Source organism: Parasedimentitalea marina (assembly GCF_004006175.1).
Classification (GTDB): Bacteria; Pseudomonadota; Alphaproteobacteria; order Rhodobacterales; family Rhodobacteraceae; genus Parasedimentitalea; species Parasedimentitalea marina.
In genome coordinates, this window is the sequence record NZ_CP033219.1 from 63558 (window position 1) to 86965 (window position 23408).

At 57.6% G+C, this 23408-nt stretch carries 22 protein-coding genes; 12 read left to right on the top strand and 10 right to left on the bottom strand.

Annotation, left to right across the window (positions count from 1 at the left end):
• The first annotated feature begins 17 nt into the window (after positions 1 to 17).
• Positions 18 to 509, top strand: a complete 492-nt coding sequence (locus tag EBB79_RS00245; RefSeq protein ID WP_127746912.1) for a DUF6428 family protein — start codon at positions 18 to 20, stop codon at positions 507 to 509.
• A 105-nt stretch (positions 510 to 614) separates the two neighbouring features.
• On the opposite strand, the gene EBB79_RS00250 is transcribed toward EBB79_RS00245, so the two are convergent.
• A complete protein-coding gene (locus EBB79_RS00250; protein WP_127746913.1) occupies positions 615 to 1079 on the bottom strand; it encodes a DUF1203 domain-containing protein in 465 nt (154 codons plus the stop codon).
• 212 nt (positions 1080 to 1291) lie between these two features.
• Between EBB79_RS00250 and EBB79_RS00255 the strand changes: the two genes are divergently transcribed.
• From EBB79_RS00255 to EBB79_RS00280, 6 genes are all read left to right on the top strand, one after another.
• Positions 1292 to 4204, top strand: a complete 2913-nt coding sequence (locus tag EBB79_RS00255; protein WP_127746914.1) for an error-prone DNA polymerase — start codon at positions 1292 to 1294, stop codon at positions 4202 to 4204.
• A gap of 120 nt (positions 4205 to 4324) precedes the next feature.
• Positions 4325 to 5842: a 2,3-bisphosphoglycerate-independent phosphoglycerate mutase gene (gpmI, locus tag EBB79_RS00260; RefSeq protein WP_127746915.1), complete on the top strand. Its 1518-nt coding sequence runs from the start codon at positions 4325 to 4327 to the stop codon at positions 5840 to 5842.
• The gene (locus EBB79_RS00265) at positions 5839 to 6963 is read left to right on the top strand and encodes a murein hydrolase activator EnvC family protein (RefSeq protein ID WP_127746916.1); all 1125 of its coding nucleotides are present in this window, start codon (positions 5839 to 5841) and stop codon (positions 6961 to 6963) included. Before gpmI ends, EBB79_RS00265 begins: the two co-directional genes overlap by 4 nt.
• Positions 6964 to 6979: 16 nt before the next feature.
• On the top strand, positions 6980 to 8311 hold the full coding sequence (locus EBB79_RS00270) for a S41 family peptidase (protein WP_127746917.1): 1332 nt from the start codon (positions 6980 to 6982) through the stop codon (positions 8309 to 8311).
• A 138-nt stretch (positions 8312 to 8449) separates the two neighbouring features.
• Positions 8450 to 9508 carry a bifunctional transcriptional activator/DNA repair enzyme AdaA gene (locus tag EBB79_RS00275; RefSeq protein WP_127746918.1) on the top strand — a complete coding sequence of 353 codons (1059 nt, stop codon included), beginning with the start codon at positions 8450 to 8452 and terminating at the stop codon, positions 9506 to 9508.
• Positions 9505 to 10257, top strand: coding sequence for an isocitrate lyase/PEP mutase family protein (locus tag EBB79_RS00280; protein WP_338045783.1), 753 nt, complete (start codon positions 9505 to 9507; stop codon positions 10255 to 10257). Before EBB79_RS00275 ends, EBB79_RS00280 begins: the two co-directional genes overlap by 4 nt.
• Here the strand turns inward: EBB79_RS00280 and EBB79_RS00285 are convergent.
• From EBB79_RS00285 to EBB79_RS24340, 3 genes are all read right to left on the bottom strand, one after another.
• Positions 10254 to 10631, bottom strand: a complete 378-nt coding sequence (locus EBB79_RS00285; protein ID WP_127746919.1) for a hypothetical protein — start codon at positions 10629 to 10631, stop codon at positions 10254 to 10256. The two genes, EBB79_RS00280 and EBB79_RS00285, sit on opposite strands and share 4 nt — an antisense overlap.
• An 11-nt stretch (positions 10632 to 10642) precedes the next feature.
• Entirely contained in the window at positions 10643 to 11404 is a 762-nt protein-coding gene (locus EBB79_RS00290; protein WP_127746920.1) for a DUF6478 family protein, read from the bottom strand.
• 97 nt (positions 11405 to 11501) lie between these two features.
• The gene (locus tag EBB79_RS24340) at positions 11502 to 11651 is read right to left on the bottom strand and encodes a hypothetical protein (RefSeq protein WP_164860723.1); all 150 of its coding nucleotides are present in this window, start codon (positions 11649 to 11651) and stop codon (positions 11502 to 11504) included.
• Positions 11652 to 11734: 83 nt separating this feature from the next.
• Here EBB79_RS24340 and EBB79_RS00295 point away from each other — a divergent pair, with 83 nt between their 5' ends.
• The 3 genes from EBB79_RS00295 to EBB79_RS00305 all read left to right on the top strand — a co-directional run bounded on the left by EBB79_RS00295 (position 11735) and on the right by EBB79_RS00305 (position 15026).
• Complete coding sequence (locus EBB79_RS00295) at positions 11735 to 12628, top strand: CPBP family intramembrane glutamic endopeptidase (RefSeq protein WP_127746921.1); 894 nt, start codon at positions 11735 to 11737, stop codon at positions 12626 to 12628.
• 60 nt (positions 12629 to 12688) lie between these two features.
• Positions 12689 to 13645 carry an acetyl-CoA carboxylase, carboxyltransferase subunit beta gene (accD, locus tag EBB79_RS00300; protein ID WP_127746922.1) on the top strand — a complete coding sequence of 319 codons (957 nt, stop codon included), beginning with the start codon at positions 12689 to 12691 and terminating at the stop codon, positions 13643 to 13645.
• 106 nt (positions 13646 to 13751) lie between these two features.
• Positions 13752 to 15026 carry a bifunctional folylpolyglutamate synthase/dihydrofolate synthase gene (locus EBB79_RS00305; RefSeq protein ID WP_127746923.1) on the top strand — a complete coding sequence of 425 codons (1275 nt, stop codon included), beginning with the start codon at positions 13752 to 13754 and terminating at the stop codon, positions 15024 to 15026.
• A gap of 154 nt (positions 15027 to 15180) precedes the next feature.
• Here the strand turns inward: EBB79_RS00305 and zapE are convergent, their stop codons facing one another.
• Positions 15181 to 16254 carry a cell division protein ZapE gene (gene zapE / locus EBB79_RS00310; protein ID WP_127746924.1) on the bottom strand — a complete coding sequence of 358 codons (1074 nt, stop codon included), beginning with the start codon at positions 16252 to 16254 and terminating at the stop codon, positions 15181 to 15183.
• Between the two features lie 159 nt (positions 16255 to 16413).
• Here zapE and EBB79_RS00315 point away from each other — a divergent pair, with 159 nt between their 5' ends.
• Entirely contained in the window at positions 16414 to 17664 is a 1251-nt protein-coding gene (locus tag EBB79_RS00315; protein WP_127746925.1) for an MFS transporter, read from the top strand.
• A 380-nt stretch (positions 17665 to 18044) separates the two neighbouring features.
• Here EBB79_RS00315 and EBB79_RS00320 read toward each other — a convergent pair whose 3' ends face one another.
• Genes EBB79_RS00320 through EBB79_RS00330 form a run of 3 tightly spaced genes read right to left on the bottom strand, consistent with a single transcriptional unit; the run spans position 18045 to position 20558 of the window.
• Positions 18045 to 18962: an ornithine cyclodeaminase family protein gene (locus EBB79_RS00320; protein ID WP_127746926.1), complete on the bottom strand. Its 918-nt coding sequence runs from the start codon at positions 18960 to 18962 to the stop codon at positions 18045 to 18047.
• The gene (locus EBB79_RS00325) at positions 18959 to 19579 is read right to left on the bottom strand and encodes an HAD family hydrolase (RefSeq protein ID WP_127746927.1); all 621 of its coding nucleotides are present in this window, start codon (positions 19577 to 19579) and stop codon (positions 18959 to 18961) included. The genes EBB79_RS00320 and EBB79_RS00325 overlap by 4 nt, the downstream gene beginning before the upstream one ends.
• Positions 19580 to 19595: 16 nt before the next feature.
• Complete coding sequence (locus tag EBB79_RS00330; protein WP_127746928.1) at positions 19596 to 20558, bottom strand: DMT family transporter; 963 nt, start codon at positions 20556 to 20558, stop codon at positions 19596 to 19598.
• Between the two features lie 257 nt (positions 20559 to 20815).
• On the opposite strand from EBB79_RS00330, the gene EBB79_RS00335 reads away from it, so the two are divergent.
• Positions 20816 to 21487 (top strand): hypothetical protein, encoded by a 672-nt coding sequence (locus tag EBB79_RS00335; protein ID WP_127746929.1) that lies wholly within the window; start codon positions 20816 to 20818, stop codon positions 21485 to 21487.
• On the opposite strand, the gene EBB79_RS00340 is transcribed toward EBB79_RS00335, so the two are convergent.
• Together EBB79_RS00340 and sthA are read right to left on the bottom strand one after the other, a co-directional pair.
• Complete coding sequence (locus EBB79_RS00340; protein WP_127746930.1) at positions 21484 to 21936, bottom strand: YaiI/YqxD family protein; 453 nt, start codon at positions 21934 to 21936, stop codon at positions 21484 to 21486. The genes EBB79_RS00335 and EBB79_RS00340 overlap by 4 nt on opposite strands.
• Positions 21936 to 23405, bottom strand: coding sequence for a Si-specific NAD(P)(+) transhydrogenase (gene sthA / locus EBB79_RS00345; protein WP_127746931.1), 1470 nt, complete (start codon positions 23403 to 23405; stop codon positions 21936 to 21938). Before sthA ends, EBB79_RS00340 begins: the two co-directional genes overlap by 1 nt.
• Positions 23406 to 23408 lie beyond the last annotated feature (3 nt).

The window sequence follows — 23408 nt, forward strand, 5'->3', positions numbered from 1 at the left end:
TAATGGAGATTTACACGATGACAGATCAACTGACAACACTGAACGACATGCTGAAGGCGCTGGACTCCGAAGATGCAACGCTACCGCTGGTGTTTACCACCCAAGACGGTGAGATCGGCGGAGGGTATCACGTAACCGAATTGAAGCAGACCTCGATCCGCAGCATTGATTGTGGGGGTAATATTGATGATTGGCGGGAAACGCACATTCAGTTGTTGGATGGTCAAATCGGCGATCACATGAGGGTCGGAAAATTCACCTCTATCGCTGCTCAGAGCGCGGCCAAACTGAACGGGCTGGGTAAGGCTCCGCTGTATTTCGAGTTTGCGTTGGAGAACAAGGGGCTTCGCCGTTATCAGGTCCAGTCGTTTGCGTCTGAGGTGGGGCAGATCAGCATAGGGCTGAGTGAGGGCCGGGCCACGTGCAAAGCAGCGGGGGTAAGGAAAATGTCAGCCAAACCAGCGGGATGTTGCGGCACATCAAGCGCCAGCACCGCATGCTGCTCCTAAGGAAGCTCTAGCACGTTTGGGTGTGGGCTCTTTGGGTTCAGCAGGCGTTACGGAACCGGGCCTCGGCGCAAGGGTCACCTTGGCCCGGTCTTTTGGATGAGGTTTTCAGCCCCTGTCTACCCGCGCCTGGTAGCAGTTGTTTCGGGATGACCGTATGTGGATGTAGTCCACCCGCTCATCCGCAAAGATGTCTTTTGTCTGTTGCGCTAGCTGGTCTTTGCCAATGACGACTCCGGTGCCGTAGACGATACGATCATCCTGATTGTAGCCTTTGATCAGATAATCAGGCGAGTAGCTGAAGATTTCGGGTATCTGATTGTCTTGGTGTTGATCACAAGGATCTGCGCAAAGAAAGATCGGCCCGGTTTCCGCGTAGGGCTGCGCGGCAGGGAACGGACGATGGGCCAGGATCAGCATCTCGGCCCCTTTTGGGATGTATTTCAGACAATGGCGGCAGGGGTTTCCACCGCCATCTGATTGCGCGTGTTCGGCCGACTGACCATGGGCGTCCGGCCCACCGTTTTGCAGGGCGCGGACGATGTCGGTTGGTAGGGCTGTGATGTTGATCATGAGATGTCTCCGTTTGTTGTTCGGACGTTGCCAGATTTCAGTGACCTGGATCGACCCGTTTCCTGCGCATTTGAACGCGGGGCTCCCGCCCGTCGTCAGCGCCCTGTCGGGCGCATTCCTTCCGTTGGGCGTGGCACTGCGCCTGCGGCTCAGTGCGGGTGAGTGCACAAGAGGACTCGAAATGAGAACAAAACAGGAATATCGTGTCCGGCATGTTTGCTGAATTTGCGAATCTTTCGAACTTCACCTTTCTCACCGGGGCGTCCCACCCGGAGGAGTATGTTCAGCGTGCGCTGGTACTGGGTATCCCGGCATTGGCGATTGCAGATGAGAACTCGGTCAGTGGTATCGTGCGGGCCCATACTGAGGCACGTGATATTGCCCGGCGAGTGCGCGAGCGGATGGCCTGGGATAAGGATAATGACCCGATTGGGCCACCCTGTCCGGATAATATGGCCCGACCTGCCAGTTTTCCGATCTATGACATGCCGCGCCTGATGCCGGCGGCGAAGTTGTTGTTCACTGATGCGCCCCCTGTGATCGCCTTGCCCGAAACCCGGATCGGGTGGGGTAACCTGTGTCGCGTCATCTCATGCGGGCGGTTGAGGGCGGACAAGGGGGACTGCATCCTGTATCTGTCTGACTTGCTGGAGTTCGCTGACGGTCTTCACCTGCAGCTGGTGCCACAGACGCTGCGGGGGCAGGGCGGTGCGGGCGGATGGTTGCCGCATATGGGCGGTTTGACGCGGCGCTTTGGCGGGCGGATGCATCTGTTGATGGCTCCGGCATATGATGGCACCGATGGGGCCTGGTTTGCACGGGTCACAGTCTGGGCCGGCGAATTGGGGATTCCCACGCTGGCCAGTGCCGCGCCGCGGATGCATCACGGGGCGCGGCGGCGGCTGGCGGATGTGCTGAGTGCGATCCGGTTGCATACCAAGGTCGAGACCTTGGGGCGCTCGGCACAGGCCAATGGTGAGCAGCGGATGCGGTCCGAGGTGGAGATGCGGCGGATTTTTGCTGGCTATGAGGGCGCGGTGGATCGGGCCGGGGCACTGGCGGAACAGCTGAGTTTTTCACTGGACGAGTTGCGCTATGAGTATCCCAGTGAGGCAACTGATGGCGAAACACCAAGCGAAAGGCTGCGCAGATTGGCGCTGGAGGGGCTGGCTTGTCGCTATCCGGGTGGGGCCTCGGCCAAGGTGCGGGCCATGCTGGAGCATGAGCTGACCTTGATCGGCAAGCTGCGCTATGATCCCTATTTCCTGACCGTGCGCGACATTGTGGATTTCGCGCGCAAGCGTGGCATCCTGTGTCAGGGCCGCGGATCAGCGGCCAATTCGGTGGTCTGCTATTGTCTGGGCGTGACCTCTGTCAGCCCAGAGATCGGCACCATGGTATTTGAGCGTTTTGTGTCTGAGGCCCGGGACGAGCCGCCTGATATCGATGTGGATTTTGAGCACGAGCGCCGCGAGGAGGTGATCCAGCATATTTACGAGCACTATGGCCGTAAACGTGCCGGGCTCTGCGCGACGGTGATCCATTACCGGGGCAAACGGGCGATCCGTGAGGTCGGGCGCGCCATGGGGTTGAGCGAGGACACGATCTCGGCGCTGTCGTCCCAGTTATGGGGTTTTTTCAGCGCCAAGGGGCTAGAGGCACAGCGGATGGCCGAAATCGGGCTGGATGCCAGTGACCTCCGTTTGCGCCAGACCATGGATATGGTCTATCAAATTATCGGTTTTCCGCGGCATCTGTCTCAGCATGTGGGTGGGTTTATCATCACCGATGGCCGGCTGGACGAGTTGGTGCCGATTGAGAACGCCACCATGGAGGGGCGCACGGTGATCTGTTGGGACAAGGACGACATTGACGCGCTGGGCATTCTTAAGGTCGATGTGCTGAGCCTGGGGATGCTGACCTGTATCCGCAAAGCTTTTGATCTGATCCACACCCATCACCGCCAAAGCTGGAGCCTGGCCAGCCTGCCACCCGAGGATCCGGTGGTCTATGATATGCTGTGCAAGGCCGACTGTATTGGCGTGTTTCAGGTCGAAAGCCGGGCACAGATGAATTTTCTGCCGCGCATGCGACCGCGTAAGTTCTATGATCTGGTGATCGAAGTGGCGATCATCCGGCCGGGCCCGATCCAGGGGGACATGGTGCATCCGTATATCCGCCGTCGCAATGGCGAGGAACAGGTGACACTGCCCTCGGATGCGCTGGGCGCTGTGCTGCGCAAGACGTTAGGGGTGCCACTGTTTCAGGAGCAGGCGATGCAGATTGCCATTGTCGGAGCTGGGTTTACGCCGGAGCAAGCAGATCGGCTGCGTCGCTCGCTGGCGACGTTCAAGAAACACGGCAATGTCAGTGAGTTCCGGGCATTGTTCCTACGCGGTATGGCGCGCAATGGATACAAGACAGAGTTTGCCGAGCGGTGTTTTAGCCAGATCGAGGGGTTTGGCTCGTATGGGTTCCCCGAAAGCCATGCGGCCAGTTTCGCACTGCTGGTCTATGCCTCAGCCTGGATCAAGTGTCACCACCCCGGCATCTTTGCCTGTGCGTTGCTGAATGCGCAGCCGATGGGGTTTTACGCCCCGGCCCAAATTGTGCGGGATGCGCGGGAACATGGGGTCGAGGTGCGTCCGATCTGCATCAACGCCAGCTTCTGGGATAACGTGATGGAACCGGACGGACGCGGTGGGTTGGCGCTGCGGCTGGGGCTGCGCCAGATCAAGGGATTGCGGGAAGAGGACGCCGGTTGGCTGACCGCAGCGCGGGGCAATGGCTACACAGAGATTGACGATGTCTGGCGCAAAGCAGGGCTGGCCCCCGGGGTGATTGAGCGGTTGGCTGAGGCGGATGTCTTTGCCGCGTTGGGCATGAGGCGTCGCGAGGCGCTGTGGGCCGCCAAAGCCATTGCCTCGGTCAAGCCACTGCCGCTGTTTGCCCAAGGGCTGGAGGGGGAGGCGATTGATGAACCCGCCGCGATGTTGCCCGCGATGTCATTGGGGGAAGAGGTGGTGGAGGATTATGTTGCGATGCGACTGTCGCTGAGGGCGCATCCGCTGGCCTTGTTGAGGGATCGTCTGACGCCGCAGAGCATCAGAGGTATCGCAGGGTGAGGGGGAAGAGTTTGAGTATTTTTAAAAAGATGAAGGGGCGGTGGCGCGATAACGTCTGTTCACCATCCGGAGGATAGGTTGTAGAAGACCAGCAGGCATTTTTGTATCCGGAGCCCTGACATGTCCACGCCCAAACCCGTTGTTCTATGTATTCTTGATGGTTGGGGGAGTGGCGAATCCAGCGTGGCAAATGCACCACATCTGGCGCAGACTCCTGCTTTTGATGCGCTGATGGCGCAGGGGCCGCAGGCGCGACTGGTCACACATGGTCCTGATGTGGGTCTGCCCAGTGGTCAGATGGGCAATTCGGAAGTGGGACATACCAATATTGGCGCCGGCCGCGTGGTGGCGATGGACCTGGGGCAGATTGATCTGGCGATCGAGGATGGTTCATTTTTTGAAAATGCGGCTTTGTTGCAGTTTATCGCCAAGTTGAAAGCAACCGGCGGTGCGGCGCATCTGATGGGGCTGGTGTCGGATGGCGGCGTGCATGGGCATATCAGCCACATTCTGGCAGCGGTCCAGGCGATTACAGATGCCGGCGTGCCGGTCTGGCTGCATGCGATCACTGATGGGCGCGATGTGGCGCCGAAATCGGCGTTGGGGTATTTTGACAAGCTGCAGGCTGCCTTGCCACAGGGGGCTGAAATTGCCACTGTCACCGGCCGGTATTATGCTATGGATCGTGATAACCGCTGGCAACGGGTCAGTCAGGCCTATGCGGCGATGATCAAGGGCGGTGGCCGGGTGGTGACGGATGCCAAAGCGGCAGTGACACTGTCCTATGAGCAAGGCGAGACAGATGAATTCATCTCGGCCTCGGTTGTGGGAGAGTTCCCCGGTGCGCGCGACGGGGACGGGTTTTTCTGTTTGAACTTTCGTGCCGACCGCGCGCGTGAGATTCTGGCGGCGATTGGTCAGTCGGATTTTGACGCCTTTGACACTGGAAAGCGGCCAAAACTGGCGGCGCTATTGGGTATGGTAGGGTATTCGGATGATCACAACACCTACATGGCCACTGCCTATCCCAAGGCGGTGATCGTCAATACTCTGGGGGAATGGGTGGCCAAGCAGGGGTTGCGTCAATTCCGTCTGGCTGAGACCGAGAAATATCCGCATGTCACATTCTTCCTGAATGGAGGCAAAGAAGAGCCCGAGCAAGGCGAAGACCGGTTTATGCCGAAGTCACCCGATGTGGCGACCTATGATCTGCAGCCAGAAATGTCGGCACCCGAGGTGACAGGCAAATTTGTTGAGGCGATTGAGGCTGGCTATGATCTGATTGTGACCAATTACGCCAACCCCGATATGGTCGGCCATACCGGCGATTTGCAGGCGGCGATGAAGGCCTGTGAGGCGGTGGATCAAGGGCTGGCGGCGGTGGTTGCGGCGGTAAAGAAGGCTGGTGGTGCGATGCTGGTGACAGCGGATCATGGCAACTGCGAAGTGATGGTTGATCCGCAAACGGGTGAACCACATACGGCACATACGCTGAACCTGGTGCCATTGGCCTTGGTTGGCGGCCCCGAGGGCGCCACATTGCGCGACGGGCGGTTGGCCGATTTGGCGCCGACATTGCTAGAGCTGATGGGGCTGGACAAGCCAAAGGAAATGACCGGAGAGAGCTTGCTGGCATGATATTGCGCGCTGCGTTTTTAATATTCTGCCTGATTGGGCAGGGGGCTGTTGCTGCCGACGATCCGGCCAGTGCGGCCCGCGCGGCCAGCCAGCAATTGGAAACGGCGACGGTGCAGTTGCAGAGCGCAGATAGTGCGCGCGACAGGGTGAAGGCGCTGACCGAAACCGTGCGCGCCTATGAAGCGGGGCTGGCCGCAATGCGGGACGGCTTGCGCCGGGTGGCCCGGCGCGAGGCACAGCTGATTGCGCAATTGCAGTCGCGTGAGGATGAGGTCGCTGATCTGCTTGGTATTTTGCAGACCATCGAGACTTCGGCGCCGCCTGTCTTGTTGTTGCATCCTTCGGGGCCGCTGGGCGCGGCCCGGTCGGCGATGATGCTGGCTGAAGTGACGCCGGGATTACATGCGCGTGTCGAGGCATTGAAACGGGATCTGGAGGAGGTGCAGACCCTGCGTCTCTTGCAGCAAAACGCTGCGGGTATCTTGCAGGGTGGCCTGGCTGGCGTTCAACAGGCGCGCGCGAAGCTGTCGACCGCAATTGCCGACCGCAGGGATTTACCGCGCCGGTTTACACATGACCCTGTGCGCACCTCAATTCTGATCTCCTCGACCGAGACATTGCAAGGCTTTGCCAGTGGGCTTGCCAATATTGTTGAGGGTGAAATTGCAGAATCCAGTGCGGATATCAGCTCCCAGCGGGGCGAGGTCCCACTGCCAGTGCAGGGATTGGTGTTGCGCGGATTTGGTGCCCAGGATGCAGCTGGCATTTCGCGCCCGGGCCTGTTGATTGCGGCACGGCCACGGGCGCTGGTGTCGTCCCCTACGGCAGCAACTATTCGGTATCGTGGTCCCTTGCTGGATCTGGGCAATGTGGTGATTCTTGAACCGCAATCCGACATGTTGTTTGTCCTGTCTGGACTGGCCGAAGTATTTGGAGAGGCGGGGCAAGTGATCCCCAAGGGGACTCCGGTTGGGCTAATGGGGGGTGTTACCCCGGAAATTGGTGCGATATTGTCACTTAGCGGTGATGGGGCTGGAACTGACCGGACAGAAACGCTCTATATAGAAGTTAGACTGCATGATACCCCGGTGGACCCTGCAATTTGGTTCCGTACCGAATAAGGATGGATAAAAGCATATGAAAAAGTTTGCGATGGCAGCTGTCGGCGGAACGCTGGCAGGAATCCTTGCGACCACCTATGTGGCGGGACCGCTGCTGGCACAGGACAGCGCCCGCGCGGCGACTGTGTATGAACAGTTGGACCTGTTTGGCGACATTTTTGAACGCATCCGCGTGCAATATGTCGAAGAGGTAGATGAAACCGAGCTGATTGAAGCCGCCATTGGCGGCATGTTGGCCTCGCTTGATCCGCATTCCAGCTATCTGTCGCCCGATGATGCGGCGCAGATGCGGGTGCAGACGCGCGGCGAATTTGGCGGCTTGGGAATCGAAGTCACTCAGGAAGAGGGTTATGTCAAAGTGGTGTCGCCAATGGATGGCACCCCGGCGGATGAGGCTGGCATGGAAGCCGGTGACTTTATCACACATGTCGATGGCGAAAGCATGCTGGGTCTGTCGCTGGACGAAGCGGTGGATATGATGCGCGGGCCGATCGGCTCGGAGATCATCATCACCGTGGTCCGCGAAGGTGAGGATGAGCCATTTGATGTCTCGATCATCCGCGACACCATCAAACTGACGGCTGTCCGCGCCCGCACCGAGGGCTCGACCGTTGTGCTGCGGATTTCCACCTTTAACGATCAGACCACGCCAAACCTGATTTCGGGTCTGAATGAACAGATCGAAGAGGCTGGCGGAATTGAGAAGGTCAATGGCGTGGTGCTGGATCTGCGCAATAACCCAGGTGGGTTGCTGAACCAGGCGATCCGTGTCTCGGATGAATTCCTCGAAAGCGGCGAAATCGTTTCGACCCGGGGCCGTAACCCGGAAGATGGCGAACGGTTCAACGCCACGCCTGGTGATCTGGCCGAAGGTCTGCCGATTGTGGTGCTGATCAATGGTGGATCGGCCTCGGCTTCGGAAATCGTTGCGGGCGCTTTGCAGGACCATCGTCGGGCCATCGTCGTTGGCACTAAGAGCTTTGGTAAGGGGTCGGTCCAGACTGTGATGCCACTGCGTGGCGACGGTGCCATGCGCCTGACCACAGCGCGCTATTACACCCCATCGGGCCGGTCTATCCAGGCTTTGGGCGTCTCGCCTGACATCATTGTCGAACAGCCGCGTCGCGCGACAAGCACCGAAGAGGACGAAGCCGAGACTGCACGTCGTATGCGCTCCGAGGCGGACCTTCGCGGTAGCTTGAACAATGACAGCCTGTCTGAAGATGAAATTCGCCAGATTGAGGAAGATCGTGCCAAGGCCGAAGCTGCCGCAGATCTGCGCGATAACGACTATCAGTTGGCCTATGCCATTGATGTGCTGAAAGGACTGTCTGCACTGGCAAAGTAAGCCTGGCAGATGTCTGAATGAATAGGGCCGTCCCGGTGGGGCGGCCTTTTTTGTTGGCAGGTCGGTTTTTGTCATCATTTTTACATCCACGCCCGATTTCCGGCGACGGATCGGGGGGGGATTGGGTATCACTGTGACATGATGTTTGATTTGCCAGAATTCACCACACTATATGACGCGCTGGTGGCGCGTGATGATCGCTTTGATGGGCGTGCCTATGTCGGGGTGACCTCGACCGGTATCTTCTGCCGCTTGACCTGTCCCGCGCGCAAGCCCAAGCCGGAAAACTGCCAGTTCTACGACTCGGTCGGGGCCTGCATTGATGCGGGGTTCCGGGCTTGTAAACGCTGTCACCCTTTGGCGCCGATGGCGGCGGCTGATCCGGTTATTGAGCGCCTGCTGACATCACTTGAGGCCCGCCCCGGATATCGGTGGTCCGAGGACGATATCGCGGCCATGGGAATGGATGCTTCGACTGTGCGGCGCAGCTTCAAACGTCACTTTGGCATGACATTTTTGGAAATGGCCCGGCAGCGGCGCCTGCGGGAAGGGTTCACTGCCCTTAGCGTTGGCGATCCTGTTATCGCGGCGCAGATCGATGCGGGGTTTGAGTCGGCCAGCGCCTTTCGCGTGGCATTTGCGCGGCTGATCGGCCAGTCACCGGGGCAGTTCAGCCGTGATGCCTTGCTGATGGCGGATTGGATCGAAACACCACTGGGCTCGATGATCGCAGTCAGCTGCCGTCATGCGCTTCACTTGCTAGAATTCATTGACCGTAAGGCATTGCCGCGAGAATTGGCAAAACTGCAGACAAGTACAAACAGTGGCATTGGCTTTGGCCGTCCTGAGCCAACGGTCCAGGTGGCCGAGGAGCTGGGCCGGTTTTTTGCAGGCGAAAGCGCAGGATTTGCGACGCCACTGACCTTGAACGGGACCGCGTTTGAACAGCAGGTTTGGACGGCCCTGCAGCAAATCCCAGCGGGCGAGACGCGCAGTTATTCACAGCTGGCAAAGGATATTGGCCGCCCGACGGCAGTGCGGGCGGTGGCCCGGGCCAATGGGGTCAATCAGCTGGCTTTGATTGTCCCCTGTCACCGAGTGATCGGGGCTGATGGCTCGCTGACCGGATATGGTGGCGGTTTGTGGCGCAAGCAACGGTTGATAGAGATTGAGCAAAAGTATGGAGAAGCAAAGTGATTGAACGAACCAAACAGGCGCAGGATTTTGCGGCCTTACATGTGCCCGGCGATCCTCTGGTGTTGTATAACATCTGGGATGCAGGCAGTGCTGCATCAGTGGCCAAAGCGGGGGCCACGGCTGTCGCTACAGGCAGTTGGTCAGTGGCGGGCGCCCAGGGCTATGGTGACGGAGAGAAACTGCCGTTGTCGCTGTTGGTGCAAATCGTGGAACGCATCGCACAGACGGTCGAGGTACCGTTAAGCGTTGACTTCGAAGGTGGCTATGCGGTCGGTGGTGCCGAGCTGACTGGTAATGTCGCACAGATAGCGGCCGCTGGTGCTGTGGGTATCAATTTTGAGGACCAGATCGTCGGTGACACGGGGTTGTATGGCATCCAAGAGCAATCAGACCGTCTGCGCGCAGTCCGCGCCGCTGATGAAAACCTGTTCATCAATGCCCGTACAGACCTGTTCCTAAAGCAGAAGGACGCCAGTCGACATGCCGACCTGATGGATGAGGCGATACAGCGCGCCAAAGCCTTTGCAGCGGCCGGTGCCAATGGGTTTTTTGTGCCGGGACTGGCGGATCTGGATCTGATTGCACAGATCTGCAAGGCCAGCCCACTGCCGGTCAATGTCATGATGCGTGGAGAGGCAATGACGCGCGAAACAATGGCAAAGGCCGGTGTGGCGCGCTGCAGCTATGGGCCACAGCCATTTGTCCAAGCGATGCAGACACTCGCCGAAACGTATCAGGCGTTGACTTAGCTTGTTTCCAGACAATGGCGGCGAAAGGCGCGTTTCAGCATGTCGAGTTCGGCGCGTAACAGCTCGACCTCGGCCCGCAGATCATCTGCTGCTGCCTCTCCAGCAATCAGGGTGAAATCACCCAGTTTGCTGTCTGAGGCGCCGTCGTAAATTACAAAACTTTGCACACCATCGGCAATTGCGTGGCTGGGCACCGAAATGTGCAAATCCCACTCGCTGTCGGTGTCCCCTTCCTTTAGCGCGACACCATCAACCAATTGATCCAAGTGGCGGACCTGAATGTCGGGCCGTGCACCGGTAGTGGGCGCATTGGTGATTTTGCCTTCCCAAATGCCATTGTGAAAGCGGATCTTGTTCAGAGACAGCTCGCTCATGTCAGTGGTCCTTAGATAGCGGCGCGGTGATGGCGCGAGAAAGTGAGATCACGCAGGATCACCTGATTCATGTCGGGAGACTCAAATATCAGATCAAGCCAGATTTTCTCAATTCGTTTTTCGTTGAGACGGGAATAGGCAAGGTCAAATTCAACCACGGCAGCTGTGTCACCCAACGGTAACTCACGGACCATTTGTTCCGTGTTAGGGCCGTGTTTGATGTTTAAGCGGAGGAAGATTTCCTGCGTTTTTTCGGTCTCGATAATTGTATCAACGCGCATCAAATGTTGGCGTGTCAGGCCCTCGGCAGCATCCGCAGGAAGCTCAATGACCAGCGATAAAAACGAGCCGTCAAATTTGAAAACATCCATGCGCAGGCCAAAAGGCGCCAAATCCTGTTCGCGCGTGTTGCGCAACTGTCGCAGGGTCAGTTCTGAATAGGCGCAGTCATGGAACACCTGGACCTGGTCTCCCAACATGGACTTGGAAGCGGCCGACGAAATACCGGGTTCTGTCAATGGTCCACGCCACAGATTGGGGCGCCAAGACCAGTCGGTGCCATGGGGCTTGGGAAAAAAGGAGGATCCGATCTGTGGCATTGCCAATCGACCCTCGGCCACATGGATCAGACGATCAAGATGAGCCCGCAACTGCCGCGCGCGATTGCGTTGCCGTCTCAGGTCACTCAACGGAGCAAGATCTGCCTGGCGCGCATATTGGCGCCAATGGTTCAAGGCACGGTAGTGAAACAGTCGGTCCAGTATCCTGCCCATAATGCCCTCAAATTGATCCGCGGACGTTTTGCCCTAATTGCTTGATTGCAATGTAACGTTTGTTAACCAAGCCGGCAATTCGCTTTCGTAACGGGCGTTACGAAATTGCGCCGAGGATCAGGTTTGGTTGAAACCAGGCGGTGCCGGTCCAGTTTTGCCTGCCAACTTGTATTCGGGTCTGTTCGTGCATACCGTCTAAAACATTCGCATTAAACACGCCAGACACTGCCGCAACAGGATTGGACATGACCTTCACTGCACAATTGTTCAGACTCTATCACCCGGTCATGTTGTGGTCGGACATTCAGGGACTGTACTGGCTGAACCCTAATGCGCGCTAGCCACCTCCGCTATGTAGCACATGAGACGCTTGTCGCCGGCGCGCGTGCGCGACCACAGCTATGGCGACTGGTCCTTGGGTTGGTGATTGTCATGGCGGTTTGGTTCCTGCTGTTCGCATTGGCGCAGGTTGTTATGAGTGGCCTGTTTCCCGGTCCGTGGTTGGCTGGGCTGCAGGACGGATCGAACCCACCCGCCATGTTGGCGCTTCTGGGCGGGTTTGGGTTTCTCATCGTCGGGGTTACGGTGGCGGCGCGGCTTCTGCAAAAGCGATCATTGGTCAGCGTTACTGGTCCACCGCGTGTCGTGGTTCGGCAATTCATGCGGGTCAGCCGATATTTGTTGATGCTGGGCGGTGTGTTGCTACTGTTGCCACCCTACCAGATGAGTGCCCCGATGGTTGCCAATCTACCGATGCTGACCTGGCTGGCCCTGTTGCCTTTGTCACTTTTGACGCTGTTGTTGCAGACCGGGGCCGAGGAAATTTTGTTTCGGGGCTATATCCAGCAAGGGCTTGCCGCGCGATTCCGCCATCCACTGATCTGGTTGATATTGCCGTCAACCGTGTTTGCCTTGGGCCATTACCTGCCTGCCGAGGCTGGAGAAAATGCGGTTTTGATTGCTGTTTGGGCTGGGGTGTTTGGGGTGCTGATGGCGGACCTTACAGCACGCGCCGGAACTATCGGCCCAGCCATTGCAGTGCATTTTTTTAACAACTTCATTGCCTTACTGATAATTGCCTCACCCAGCAGCCTAAACAGTCTGGCACTATACGTGCTGCCATATGAGATGTCGGACACGCAGGCGCTGCGCCCCTGGATGGTTGTGGACTTTGCCATAATGGGTGTTTGCTGGCTTGTCGCACGACTTGCGATACGCCGCTGATTGCAATTGCCGTCGCGTAGCCTTATCTGGGAGATCAAACTGCCCCAGCAGAGGCCTGCTATGAACTGGATTACCAATTACGTCCGACCGCGGATCAATTCGATCTTTTCGCGCCGCGAAGTCCCTGAAAATTTGTGGCAGAAATGCTCCGAGTGCGGAACCATGCTGTTTCACCGCGAGTTGAGCGACAATCTGAATGTCTGCACCAACTGCGATCACCACATGGCGATCACCCCTCGGGCCCGCTTTGATGCGCTGTTCGACGGTGGCATATTTACCGAGGTTGACGTCCCCGAGCCGATCGCGGACCCGCTGAAATTCCGGGATCAGAAACGCTATCCGGACCGGATGAAGGCGGCGCAGAAAAAGACCGGCGAAGGCGAGGCCATGCTGGTCGCCGAAGGCGAGATGGGCCGCACACCTATTGTTACTGCCGCACAGGACTTTTCCTTCATGGGCGGCTCCATGAGCATGTATGTCGGCAACGCAATTATCGCTGCTGCCGAGCGGGCCGTTCGCCTGAACCGCCCATTGGTACTGTTTTCCGCTGCAGGCGGTGCCCGGATGCAAGAGGGCATTCTGGGCCTGATGCAAATGCCACGTACGACAATTGCGGTGCAAATGCTGAAACAGGCCAATCTGCCTTATATCGTCGTACTGACCCACCCGACCACAGGTGGCGTGACCGCGTCTTATGCCATGCTGGGCGATGTTCACATCGCGGAACCCAATGCTCTGATCGGCTTTGCCGGCGCGCGGGTGATCGAACAGACTATTCGTGAAAAACTGCCCGAGGGGTTCCAGCGCGCTGAATATCTGCTGGATCACGGTATTCTGGACCGCGTCACCAAACGCACGGACCTGCGTAAAGAGCTGATCACCATTATCCGCATGTTGATGGACCTACCGCCACAGATCGTTGGTGATCTTCCACCCCCAGAGGCCATGGACGAGCCAACAGCAGAAGCCGGAAACGAAACTTCGGCTGCCGCAGAAACCGAAGCGGCTGCGACCTAACCGCGATATTTTGAAATCAAAGCGGACTGTTCCGCCTTGCTGTGCCGCCTGCCTGAAACGGTGGGCGGCTTTTCCATAAGCGACCTGCCTCAGGGATTTGCCTCCAATGACACAAGCCTCCTCTGATACCATCCTGACCCGCATGATGGCGCTGCATCCCAAGCTGATGGACCTGACACTGGGCCGGGTTTGGCGGCTGCTCGCGGCACTGGACAATCCGCAGGAAAGCCTGCCGCCCGTTATTCATCTGGCTGGCACCAATGGTAAGGGGTCGACCCAGGCGATGATCCGCGCCGGGATTGAAGGCATGGGTAAATCTGCCCACGCCTATACGTCACCGCATCTGGCCCGGTTTCACGAACGGATACGTCTTGCAGGTGACTTGATAACCGAGGACCACCTGACCGCAATCCTGGACGAGTGTTATGAAAAGAACGGTGGTGAAACCATCACCTATTTCGAGATTACCACCGTGGCTGGGCTGCTGGCCTTTGCCCGCACTCCGGCAGACTACACCCTGCTCGAGGTTGGACTGGGCGGCCGGTTGGACGCCACCAATGTGATTGCGACGCCAGAACTGACCATCATTACACCAATCTCGATCGACCACGAAAAATTTCTCGGCGATACCCTGACCAAGATCGCCACCGAAAAATCCGGTATCATAAAACGTGGCGTGCCCTGTGTGGTTGGCCCTCAGCCGGACGAGGTGATGGCGGTCATCGAGGCCACAGCGGCCCGATTGGGCGCGCCTCTCATCGCTCAAGGTCAGAATTGGCATGTTCACACCGAGTTCGGGCGACTGGTGTTTCAGGATGATCACGGATTGCTGGATCTGCCACTGCCTGCCCTGCTGGGCGCGCACCAAATCCAGAATGCCGGCGCGGCACTGGCCGCCCTGCGCTATCTTGGCGCGGATCACTCAGCCTGCGAAGCCGCGATGGCCAATGCCGTTTGGCCTGCCCGAATGCAGCGCCTGAAAACCGGCCCGCTGGTGCAATCAGCACCCTCAGCCGAGCTGTGGCTGGACGGAGGTCACAACGCTGCAGCTGGAGTGGCTTTAGCGGATGTTCTGGCCAAATTGCCCAAACGTCCCACCCACCTGATCTGTGGTATGCTGAACACCAAGGACGTGACCGGCTACATGGCACCGCTGGCGGGGCAGGCTGACAGCCTCACCGCGATCTCAATTCCGGATGAGATTAATACCCTGCCTGCAGAAGACACCGCCGCCGCCGCCGCCAAAGTGGGGCTCAATTCAGCAACCGCTGTGTCCGCTGCATCGGCTCTGGCAGGTATCGTCCAGCAAGACCCGCAGGCCCGCGTATTAATATGCGGATCACTCTATCTGGCCGGCGCCATCCTGCGCGAAAACGGCTAATCATCAACCCAGCACTTCCGCTCTTCATCTGGCCATAGATATCCCGGGGGAGGAGCGGCTTGCCGCACCGGGGGCAGCGCCCCCCATACTACCTGTGGGCAGCGCCTCCTAAAACAGCTGTGTTCTCGTCCCCAAGATAATGCGGTCCACACCCCTACGTGTCTGACAGCCCCCAATCCTCGCTCTGCATTTCGCGCAATCGGCTGGCGGTGCGTTCAAATTCAAACGTGCCTTCTCCTTCCAGATACAGCATCTCCGGCTTGGCCGCAGCCGAGCAGATCAGCCGCACGCGGGCCTCATACAGGGCGTCGATCAAGGTGACAAAACGCTTGGCTTCGTTGAAGTTATTGCGCGACAGACTTGGGATGTCTTCCAACACCAATACCTTCACGTCAGCCGCTATGGCCAGATAATCGCCAGGGCCTAACATTTTACCGCACAGGTCATAAAAGGTCGCCCGCGCCACTCCGTTACGATATGCCGGCAAAAGAACCTCCCGGCCCTTAACCCGTAGAATGAGAGGTTCAGCAGACCCGCCCGCAAGGTCCTGCCAAATTGCCTGAATGGCCTCCGATGCTGCGCGCCCATTTGGGGTGAAATAGACCTGTGATCCCTGCAACCGATCCTGCCGATAATCGGTTGGGCTGACCATTTCCCAGGGTTCCATTTTTTCTTTGATCAGATCGATAAACGGCAGAAACAGTTGCCGATTGAGCCCATCCTTATACAGATCATCCGGCACTCGGTTTGATGTGGTGACCACCACCACCCCGGCGGTGAAAAGAGCTTCGAACAGCCGCCCGACGATCATTGCATCCGTGATGTCGCTGATCTGCATCTCGTCAAAGGCCAACAGCCGCACGCTGGCGGCGACCTCTGCGGCGACCGGTGCCAAAGCGTCCTCGACTTCATCTTGGCGCGCGCGGTGCATTGCAGCATGGATTTCCTGCATAAAGGCGTGAAAATGCACCCGGCGCACCGGGATGTCAGCCAGACTGTCGACAAACAGATCCATCAACATGGACTTGCCGCGCCCAACGCCGCCCCAAAGATAGAGCCCTTTAGGGGAGGGGGGCATTTTCTTGCGAAACAGGCCTCGTTTCACAGGCGGGGCGCGCAATCCGGCGCTAATCCGGTCAAAATGCGGCAGCACGGCCTCTTGCGCCGGATCCGGGCGCAATTCACCCTTGGCAATCTTGTCGCGGTATAAAGTGGTCAAATTGATCATATGCTAGCCATAACGCGGCTCGGAAAGGTTGAAAAGCTCCGCAAACCAATCCCACATGACGCATACATCAAATATTTTGACGTGACGGCGCAAAATTCTTGATTTGAGAGTCGAGTGTCCTGCCAATAAGGTCGCCGGACGCAATTCAGGAAAACTCTCATGCAGCGCCAGCCCTCCCTTTTTTCCCCGGTTCTGATCGTCGGATGTGTTATCATCATGGTCAGCTTTGCGGTACGGGCGTCGTTTGGAGTGTTTCAGATCCCGATTGCCGAGGAATTCAACTGGGCGCGTAGCGAGTTTTCACTGGCCATTGCGATCCAGAACCTGGCCTGGGGGATAGGCCAGCCGCTGTTCGGCGCTTTGGCCGAGAAGGTAGGGGATCGCAAAGCAATCGTGCTGGGGGCTTTGGTCTATGCGGCTGGCTTGGTATTGAGTGCGGGCTCTACCACGCCATTTGAGATGCAGGCCTATGAATGGTTGGTGGGTTTTGGCATCGCGGGCACAGGCTTCGGTGTTATTCTGGCTGTGGTTGGGCGCGCCAGCTCGGACGAAAACCGGTCGATGTCGCTGGCTATTGTTACGGCCGCTGGGTCAGCAGGTCAGATATTTGGTGCCCCAACGGCTGAATGGATGCTCAGTTTTATCAGCTGGCAACAGGTGTTCATGATCTTTGCGGGTGTCGTTTTGGCACTGATACTGACTCTGCCGCTAATGCGGTCACCGGTCGCCGTTTCAAAGGCCGAACTGGAAGAGAGCATGGGGCAGATCCTGATCAAGGCGTTCAAGGACCCGTCTTATACGATGATCTTTCTGGGTTTCTTCAGCTGCGGCTATCAGCTGGCCTTTGTCACGGCACACTTTCCGGCCTTTATCACCGAGATGTGCGGCCCAATCCTTCCTGGCGGGGCGTTGCATAGCCTGGGGATCACCACAACTTCGTCCCTGGGGGCTATTGCAATCTCACTGATCGGCGCCGCTAACGTTGGTGGTACGTTGTTGGCTGGCTGGTTGGGCAATCGCTATTCTAAGAAGTACTTGCTGGCAGGTATTTACACAGGGCGAACCATTGCCGCGGCCCTATTCATCATGATGCCAATCACTCCCACATCGGTGATTGTGTTCTCTGTAGTCATGGGTTCGTTGTGGTTGGCAACTGTGCCGCTGACTTCGGGCCTAGTCGCACATCTCTATGGTTTACGATACATGGGCACACTATACGGGATCGTTTTCTTTAGTCACCAATTGGGCAGTTTCCTTGGGGTTTGGTTGGGTGGCCGGATGTACGATATGTACGGGGATTACACTCTCGTTTGGTGGATTGGTGTGGGGATCGGTGCATTTAGTGCGATAGTGCACCTGCCAATTCGTGAGACCCCGAAGAATGGCACATTGCCAGCTGCCATGGCCTAGGAACTGGCTGACATTTAAGAGTTAATTTGCGGCCATTCGAATTTCTCCCGCGCCCACTCGGCTTATTGGCTTTGCCAATGACCCTTGCGGACTTGGGCATGGCGCCGCTACGCGGCGCCTCCGGGGCTTGCCCCGGACCCCAAAGTGAAATGTAGACAAAAAGAGAGCCATTTAGGTGTGGACTGGCTCTGGAGAGCGGGCGCGCCACGCTTTAGCGTGGCGCCGGGCCCAACGGGAGGCGGGCATCTCACTTTAGATGTCCAACGACGGGCGGGAGAGCCCTGTGTTCCTTGAAGTTCAGCGCAGCCGCAGTCGCTGGCGGTGGTTTTAACGCGTGGTTGCGAAACTATTCGCTGATTTGCCCATATGCGGCTATCAGATTAGGCGCTAGCCTTCCATTTCTCCAGAATATGATGACTGGTGATCAGGTCCAGATGCGCCCCGCCGCCGTTCTTGAACAGGGTGATCTGGCTTGGGTCGAACCTTGGAAAGCCATCTAACCCGTAGTAATCCGCCAGAACGTCGCTTCTCTGGATCACCCCGGCTGCCAACGGGATCATGAATTCTCCGATATGATCCAGAGTTGTATCGAAACTGTCCGTGTAGATTTTTGAACGGGTCAGAGCGGTGTCATCTACTTCACGCATGTCTGGCCTGTAGGCGCCGATCATGTTCAGGTGCTGGCCGGGGCGCAACCAGTCGCCCTTGATCACCGGAGACGACGACATCGTGGCGGTGATGATGATATCGGCTGTGCGGACCGCTGCTTCCAGATCCGGCGCTATCTGCGTGCCGGGGTGATTGGCCACCAGATCGGCGGCCTTGGCCGTGGTGCGGTTCCAGACCCGAATTTTTGCCTTGGGGAACCCGGCCGAGAAGGCATCAATCAGCGACCCACCAACTGTTCCCGCTCCGACAATCAATACCTCAGCCGCATCCGGGTTCGCCAATCGTAAGGCCCCCAGCAGACTGTCACCGGCGGTCTTCCATTTGGTCACCAAATGAAAATCCACCAGCGCCTCCAGTTGGCCATCAATGTCCGAATACAGGCAAACGGATCCGTTGATCATCGGCTTGCCCGCTTTTGGGTTGCCGGGGAAAATATTGGCGGTTTTGACAGCCAGTCCCAACCCGTCGATCCATGCGGACCGGGATAGCAGGGTATCTGGAGACCGGTACAGAAACGTATCGCCTATCTCGGCCTTGGGCAGTTCATGTCCCTTGGCCAGCGCCTGGGTGAATTCGATCCAATCCAGCACGGCGTTGCCGTCTTCGAATCCAATGATTGGAATACTCATGTGGCTTGCTCCTTGGTCAGTAGCCCCTCGGACACAAGCCGTTCGGCCCAGCCTTCTGGTGAGGTAAATAGATGGGTTTGCCAGCCACGCGCAGCGGCGGCGTCAATGTTCTCGGGACGGTCATCAGCGAATAATAACCCGGCGGGCTGGACGCCAGAGTCGGCCTCAAGTCGTACATAAATCTCAGCATCGGGTTTGATCACCTGCATGTAACCCGAGACATACTGGCGGTCGAATTCTGTCAGCACCGGATAGGCTGTGCAGGCCAACTCAAAGGTTCCAATACCAAAGTTGCTCAGCGCAAAGACCGGGATTCCGTTGGCCCTGAGTGCTCTGAGAAGGCGCGTGGATTGGGGAATTTCCGGCGTTGCCATTTGCAGCCAGCTGTCGTGCCACCACCGGATTTCTTCCTGCCATTTGGGGTGCTGTTCTGCCAGTTCGTAGACAGAGCTGCGCCAATCAAAGCCGCGGTCCACGTTCAGGTTCATACCGTGCATATCAACCTCGGCAAACAGAGCGCGGCGACGGTCTGGGCCAATTTGAGCGTCATAGAACCGTTCCGGGTGCCACTCTACCAGCACATTTCCGATGTCAAAAACGACGGCTTGGATGGGCATGAACGGGTTTCCTTTGTTAACCGTTGGCACGTGGCCTGGGGCGGCTGGCGGGGCGATGGTTTCGGGTCTCTCGCCAGACTGAAACAAGACCCGAGCCAATGATCAAGGCACTGCCGAGCCAAACTTGCGGTTCTGGCCACTCGTTGAATACCATGACACCCCAAAGCACCGCCATTGGCATGGCAATGTATTCGAACGGTGCCACCAGGCCTGCCTCACACAAGCGGTAAGCCTGGCCCACCAGATAGCCGCCAAACGATGCGGCAACGCCCAGGCCGATGAACAGCGGCCAGTCCTGTGGCGCGGGCCAGATCCAGGCCCGCAGGATGAAATCAACGCCGGGGTTGCTGCCATCGGAAAACCGCCCATCGCCCAGCGTTAAACCGACCACTGTGCTGATCAGCAGAAAGCCAAACATCGGATAAAACGCCAGTGTTGACCCGGCCTCAGAGCCGCCCGCCCGCCGGGTCAGAACATGTAGCGTTGCATAGCCACAGGCGCCCAGAAACGGCAGAATCGCGGCCGGTTGGAAGGTGCCCGCGCCGGGGCGCATGATCACCAACACACCCAGAAACCCCACCGCCACCGCACCCCAGCGCCAGGGGCCAACTTTCTCTTTCAGAAAAACCACAGACAGGGTGGTGACAATCAGCGGCGTGGCAAAGGCAATCGCCACCGCCTCGGCCAGTGGCATTATGGCCAGACCGGTAAAAAAACAGAGATTGGCAAACAGCACGGCCAGACAACGCAGAATATGCAGGCGGGGCTGATGGGTGCGCAGCAAGTGATAGCCGCCCTCAAGTGGCATGATGACAGCCAGTAGAACGACCAGAGCTATGATCGAGCGGACCAGAACCATTTCATGCAGCGGGTAATCACCGGACAGAAACTTGGCGATGGTGTCTATGATAGAGAAGGCAATGCCCGCCCCCAAGGCGGCCAGAACGCCCCAGATATTGACTTTTGCCTGTGCGCTCATCGGGGCCCTCGCGTGGTGATTGCATGATCAGTGGCGCAAAGTCGGAGGAGTAGCAATGGGCGACAAAAGGGAATTCGGGTATTCTGTGGAACTGATCTGGGCGGAAATCTCGGGTCGGGCAAACACGTTACATGGAGATAGGTGCGCTCCATTGTTAAATTCAGTACAATAAACTAAACTTTTTCCGACTCTTTATCGAAATAAGCTACTATAAGCTGCAAACGCCAAAGTGATTTCTAATTAGTGGATTTATCACGATGTCAAAAACCTCTGAAGATGTAAATCCAAAGTCAAATAATCTTTCTCCGATTTATACACTCTACCTTCCAGCTTGTTTTACCTTGGTTGCGGCAGTCCTAGTGGGACTTCAGTTGTACACAAAATGGGGAGAATGGGAGCTGAATGAGGCAACCGTGACAATGGTGGGTGTTGCATTCGTTGTTTGGTTTTTACCTTTGGTGACCAAGATAAAAATCGGAGGAAGCGAAATTGAGTTGGGACAGAGAATTCATCGACTTGAGGATGCGAAGGATACCAGTCAGCAACAAATTCGTGATCTTGAATTGAGAGAAGCCTCGTTGATGGGAACAATTGAAGAGCTGAAGCGCAGTGAGGCGGTGTTCGAGGTCTTTACTAGTGCATCAACCGAAGCGGATGATCTGAACAATGACGGTGATCTGGGGCTGAACCCGGAACAGCATAGTGTGCTCAAGGCTTTATCTGACCCACGCTATACGTTGCGCACCGTCACGGGGGTGTTCAAATCTGCGAGAGCAGCGCAAGAGGGAGCGATGCGCAGCAAAGATCGGACCAATGAAGTTTTACAAGAACTGTTAGATTTTGGGTTGGCGCGTACCGCCAAGGGCAAAAGCAATACCGTTGTGTGGGGCCTTACGCCATCGGGGCGCGCGCAGGTTCAGCCAGACTAACTTCTGCCTGCTGCACGGATCTCCCGCTCCAGTGCCTCCAGAAACCGTGATCGATCCGTCTTGGTGAAGCCTTTGCCGCTGCCGCCGGCACCCAGCGGATTGGCGGCGCGCAGGTCGGCCATCAGGTCGCGCATGGCCAGTTGCTGGCCGATATTCGCCTCGCTGAAGGCCTCACCGTTGTGACGCAGCACGCGCGCCCCTGTTGCGATGCATTTGGCGGCCAGAGGAATATCGCCGGTCACCACAACATCGCCCTTGCCACAGCGATCAGCGATCCACATATCCGCGACATCGGCGCCCGCATCCACGATGACATTTTCCACGTATGGATTGCGCGAGGGGCGCAATCCACCGTTTGAAACCACATACATCTTCAGCTTATGGCGGGTGGTGACCCGCTCGGCCTCGTCCTTGACCGGGCAGGCGTCGGCATCAATGTAGAGCACCATTACTTATCGGCCTTGGCGGATTTCGCGGCTGGCTTCTTGCCCGCTTTGGGCTCTTTCGCGACCTTGAACTCATCCGGGATCGGCATGCGGTTAAAGGCGTCCAGACCAGCGGTTTTATAGGCTTCGGCCAGGGTTGGATAGTTGAAGGTGTTCTGCACGAAATAGTCCACCGTACCCTGCAGGTTCATCACCGCCTGGCCAATGTGGATCAGCTCGGTGGCGCCTTCGCCGACGATCTGCACCCCCAGAACCCGGCGGGTTTTCAGGCTGATCAGCATCTTCAGCATGCCGTGCTCCAGCCCCATGATATGCCCGCGTGATGTCTCGCGGAATCGGGCCACGCCCACCTCGTAAGGAATGCCGCGCTCCTGCAGCTCTTCCTCGGACATGCCACAGGTGGACATTTCCGGCACCGAATAGATGCCATAGGGATACCAGGGGCTTTCTGGCAGGGTTGGCGTTTCCAGCGCATGACAGGCAGCAACACGCCCCTGTTGCAACGAGGTCGAGGCCAGCGACGGGTGGCCGATCACATCCCCAGTGGCATAAATATACGGCACCCCGGTCTGATAGGTTTTGCGATCGATGCTAAGCCGTCCGCGATGGTCGGTTTCCAGCCCCACCGCCTTTAGGTTCAACCCTTCGGTGTTGCCCATGCGACCAGCTGCAAACAGTAGCATTTCACCGCGAACATGACGGCCGTTGTCCAGGGTGACTTCGACGTGACGGCCGGCATCTTCGACATTGTCGATGGCCGACCCAAGACGCAGATCTACTCCGTTTTCGCGGATCTGGTGGGTGAATTCCTGAATCAGCGTGCTGTCGATGAAATCAAGGAATGTATCGCGGGGCTCGATCAAGGTGACGCGCACGTCCAGAGTCGAGAACATGGTGGCATATTCCACCCCGATCACACCCGCACCTACGACGATCAGGGACCGGGGGATTTCCGCCATTTCAATGAATTCATCCCCGTCGACAATGGTTTTACCGTTGAACGGCACCGTGTCGGGACGATAAGTGCGGGTGCCGGTAGCGATCAAAAACTTCTCGCCAGTCACCCGGCTGGTGTCGCCAGCTTCGGTCGCCACTTCAACCTCATTGGGCCCGACGAATTTCGCCAGCCCAGGCAGCCAGTCCACGTGGTTGCGGTTGAACTGATGTTCCAGCACGTCGACCTCGTGCTCCAGGGTCATATGCAGTCGTGCCTTCAGATCTTCGGCGGCAATCTGATCCTTCACCCGGTATGAGCGGCCATAAAAACTGCGCTCGCGCCAGCCGCTGAGGTTCAGCACAGTTTCGCGCAGGGTTTTAGACGGCACCGTGCCGGTATGCACCGAAACGCCACCAAGTCGATCCTGGCGATCAATGACCAGAACCCGGCGTTTCAGCTTACCTGCCTGAATGGCAGCGGTCCGGCCCGAGGGGCCAGAGCCAATGATGACGAGGTCATAGTCGTACTGTGTCATGGA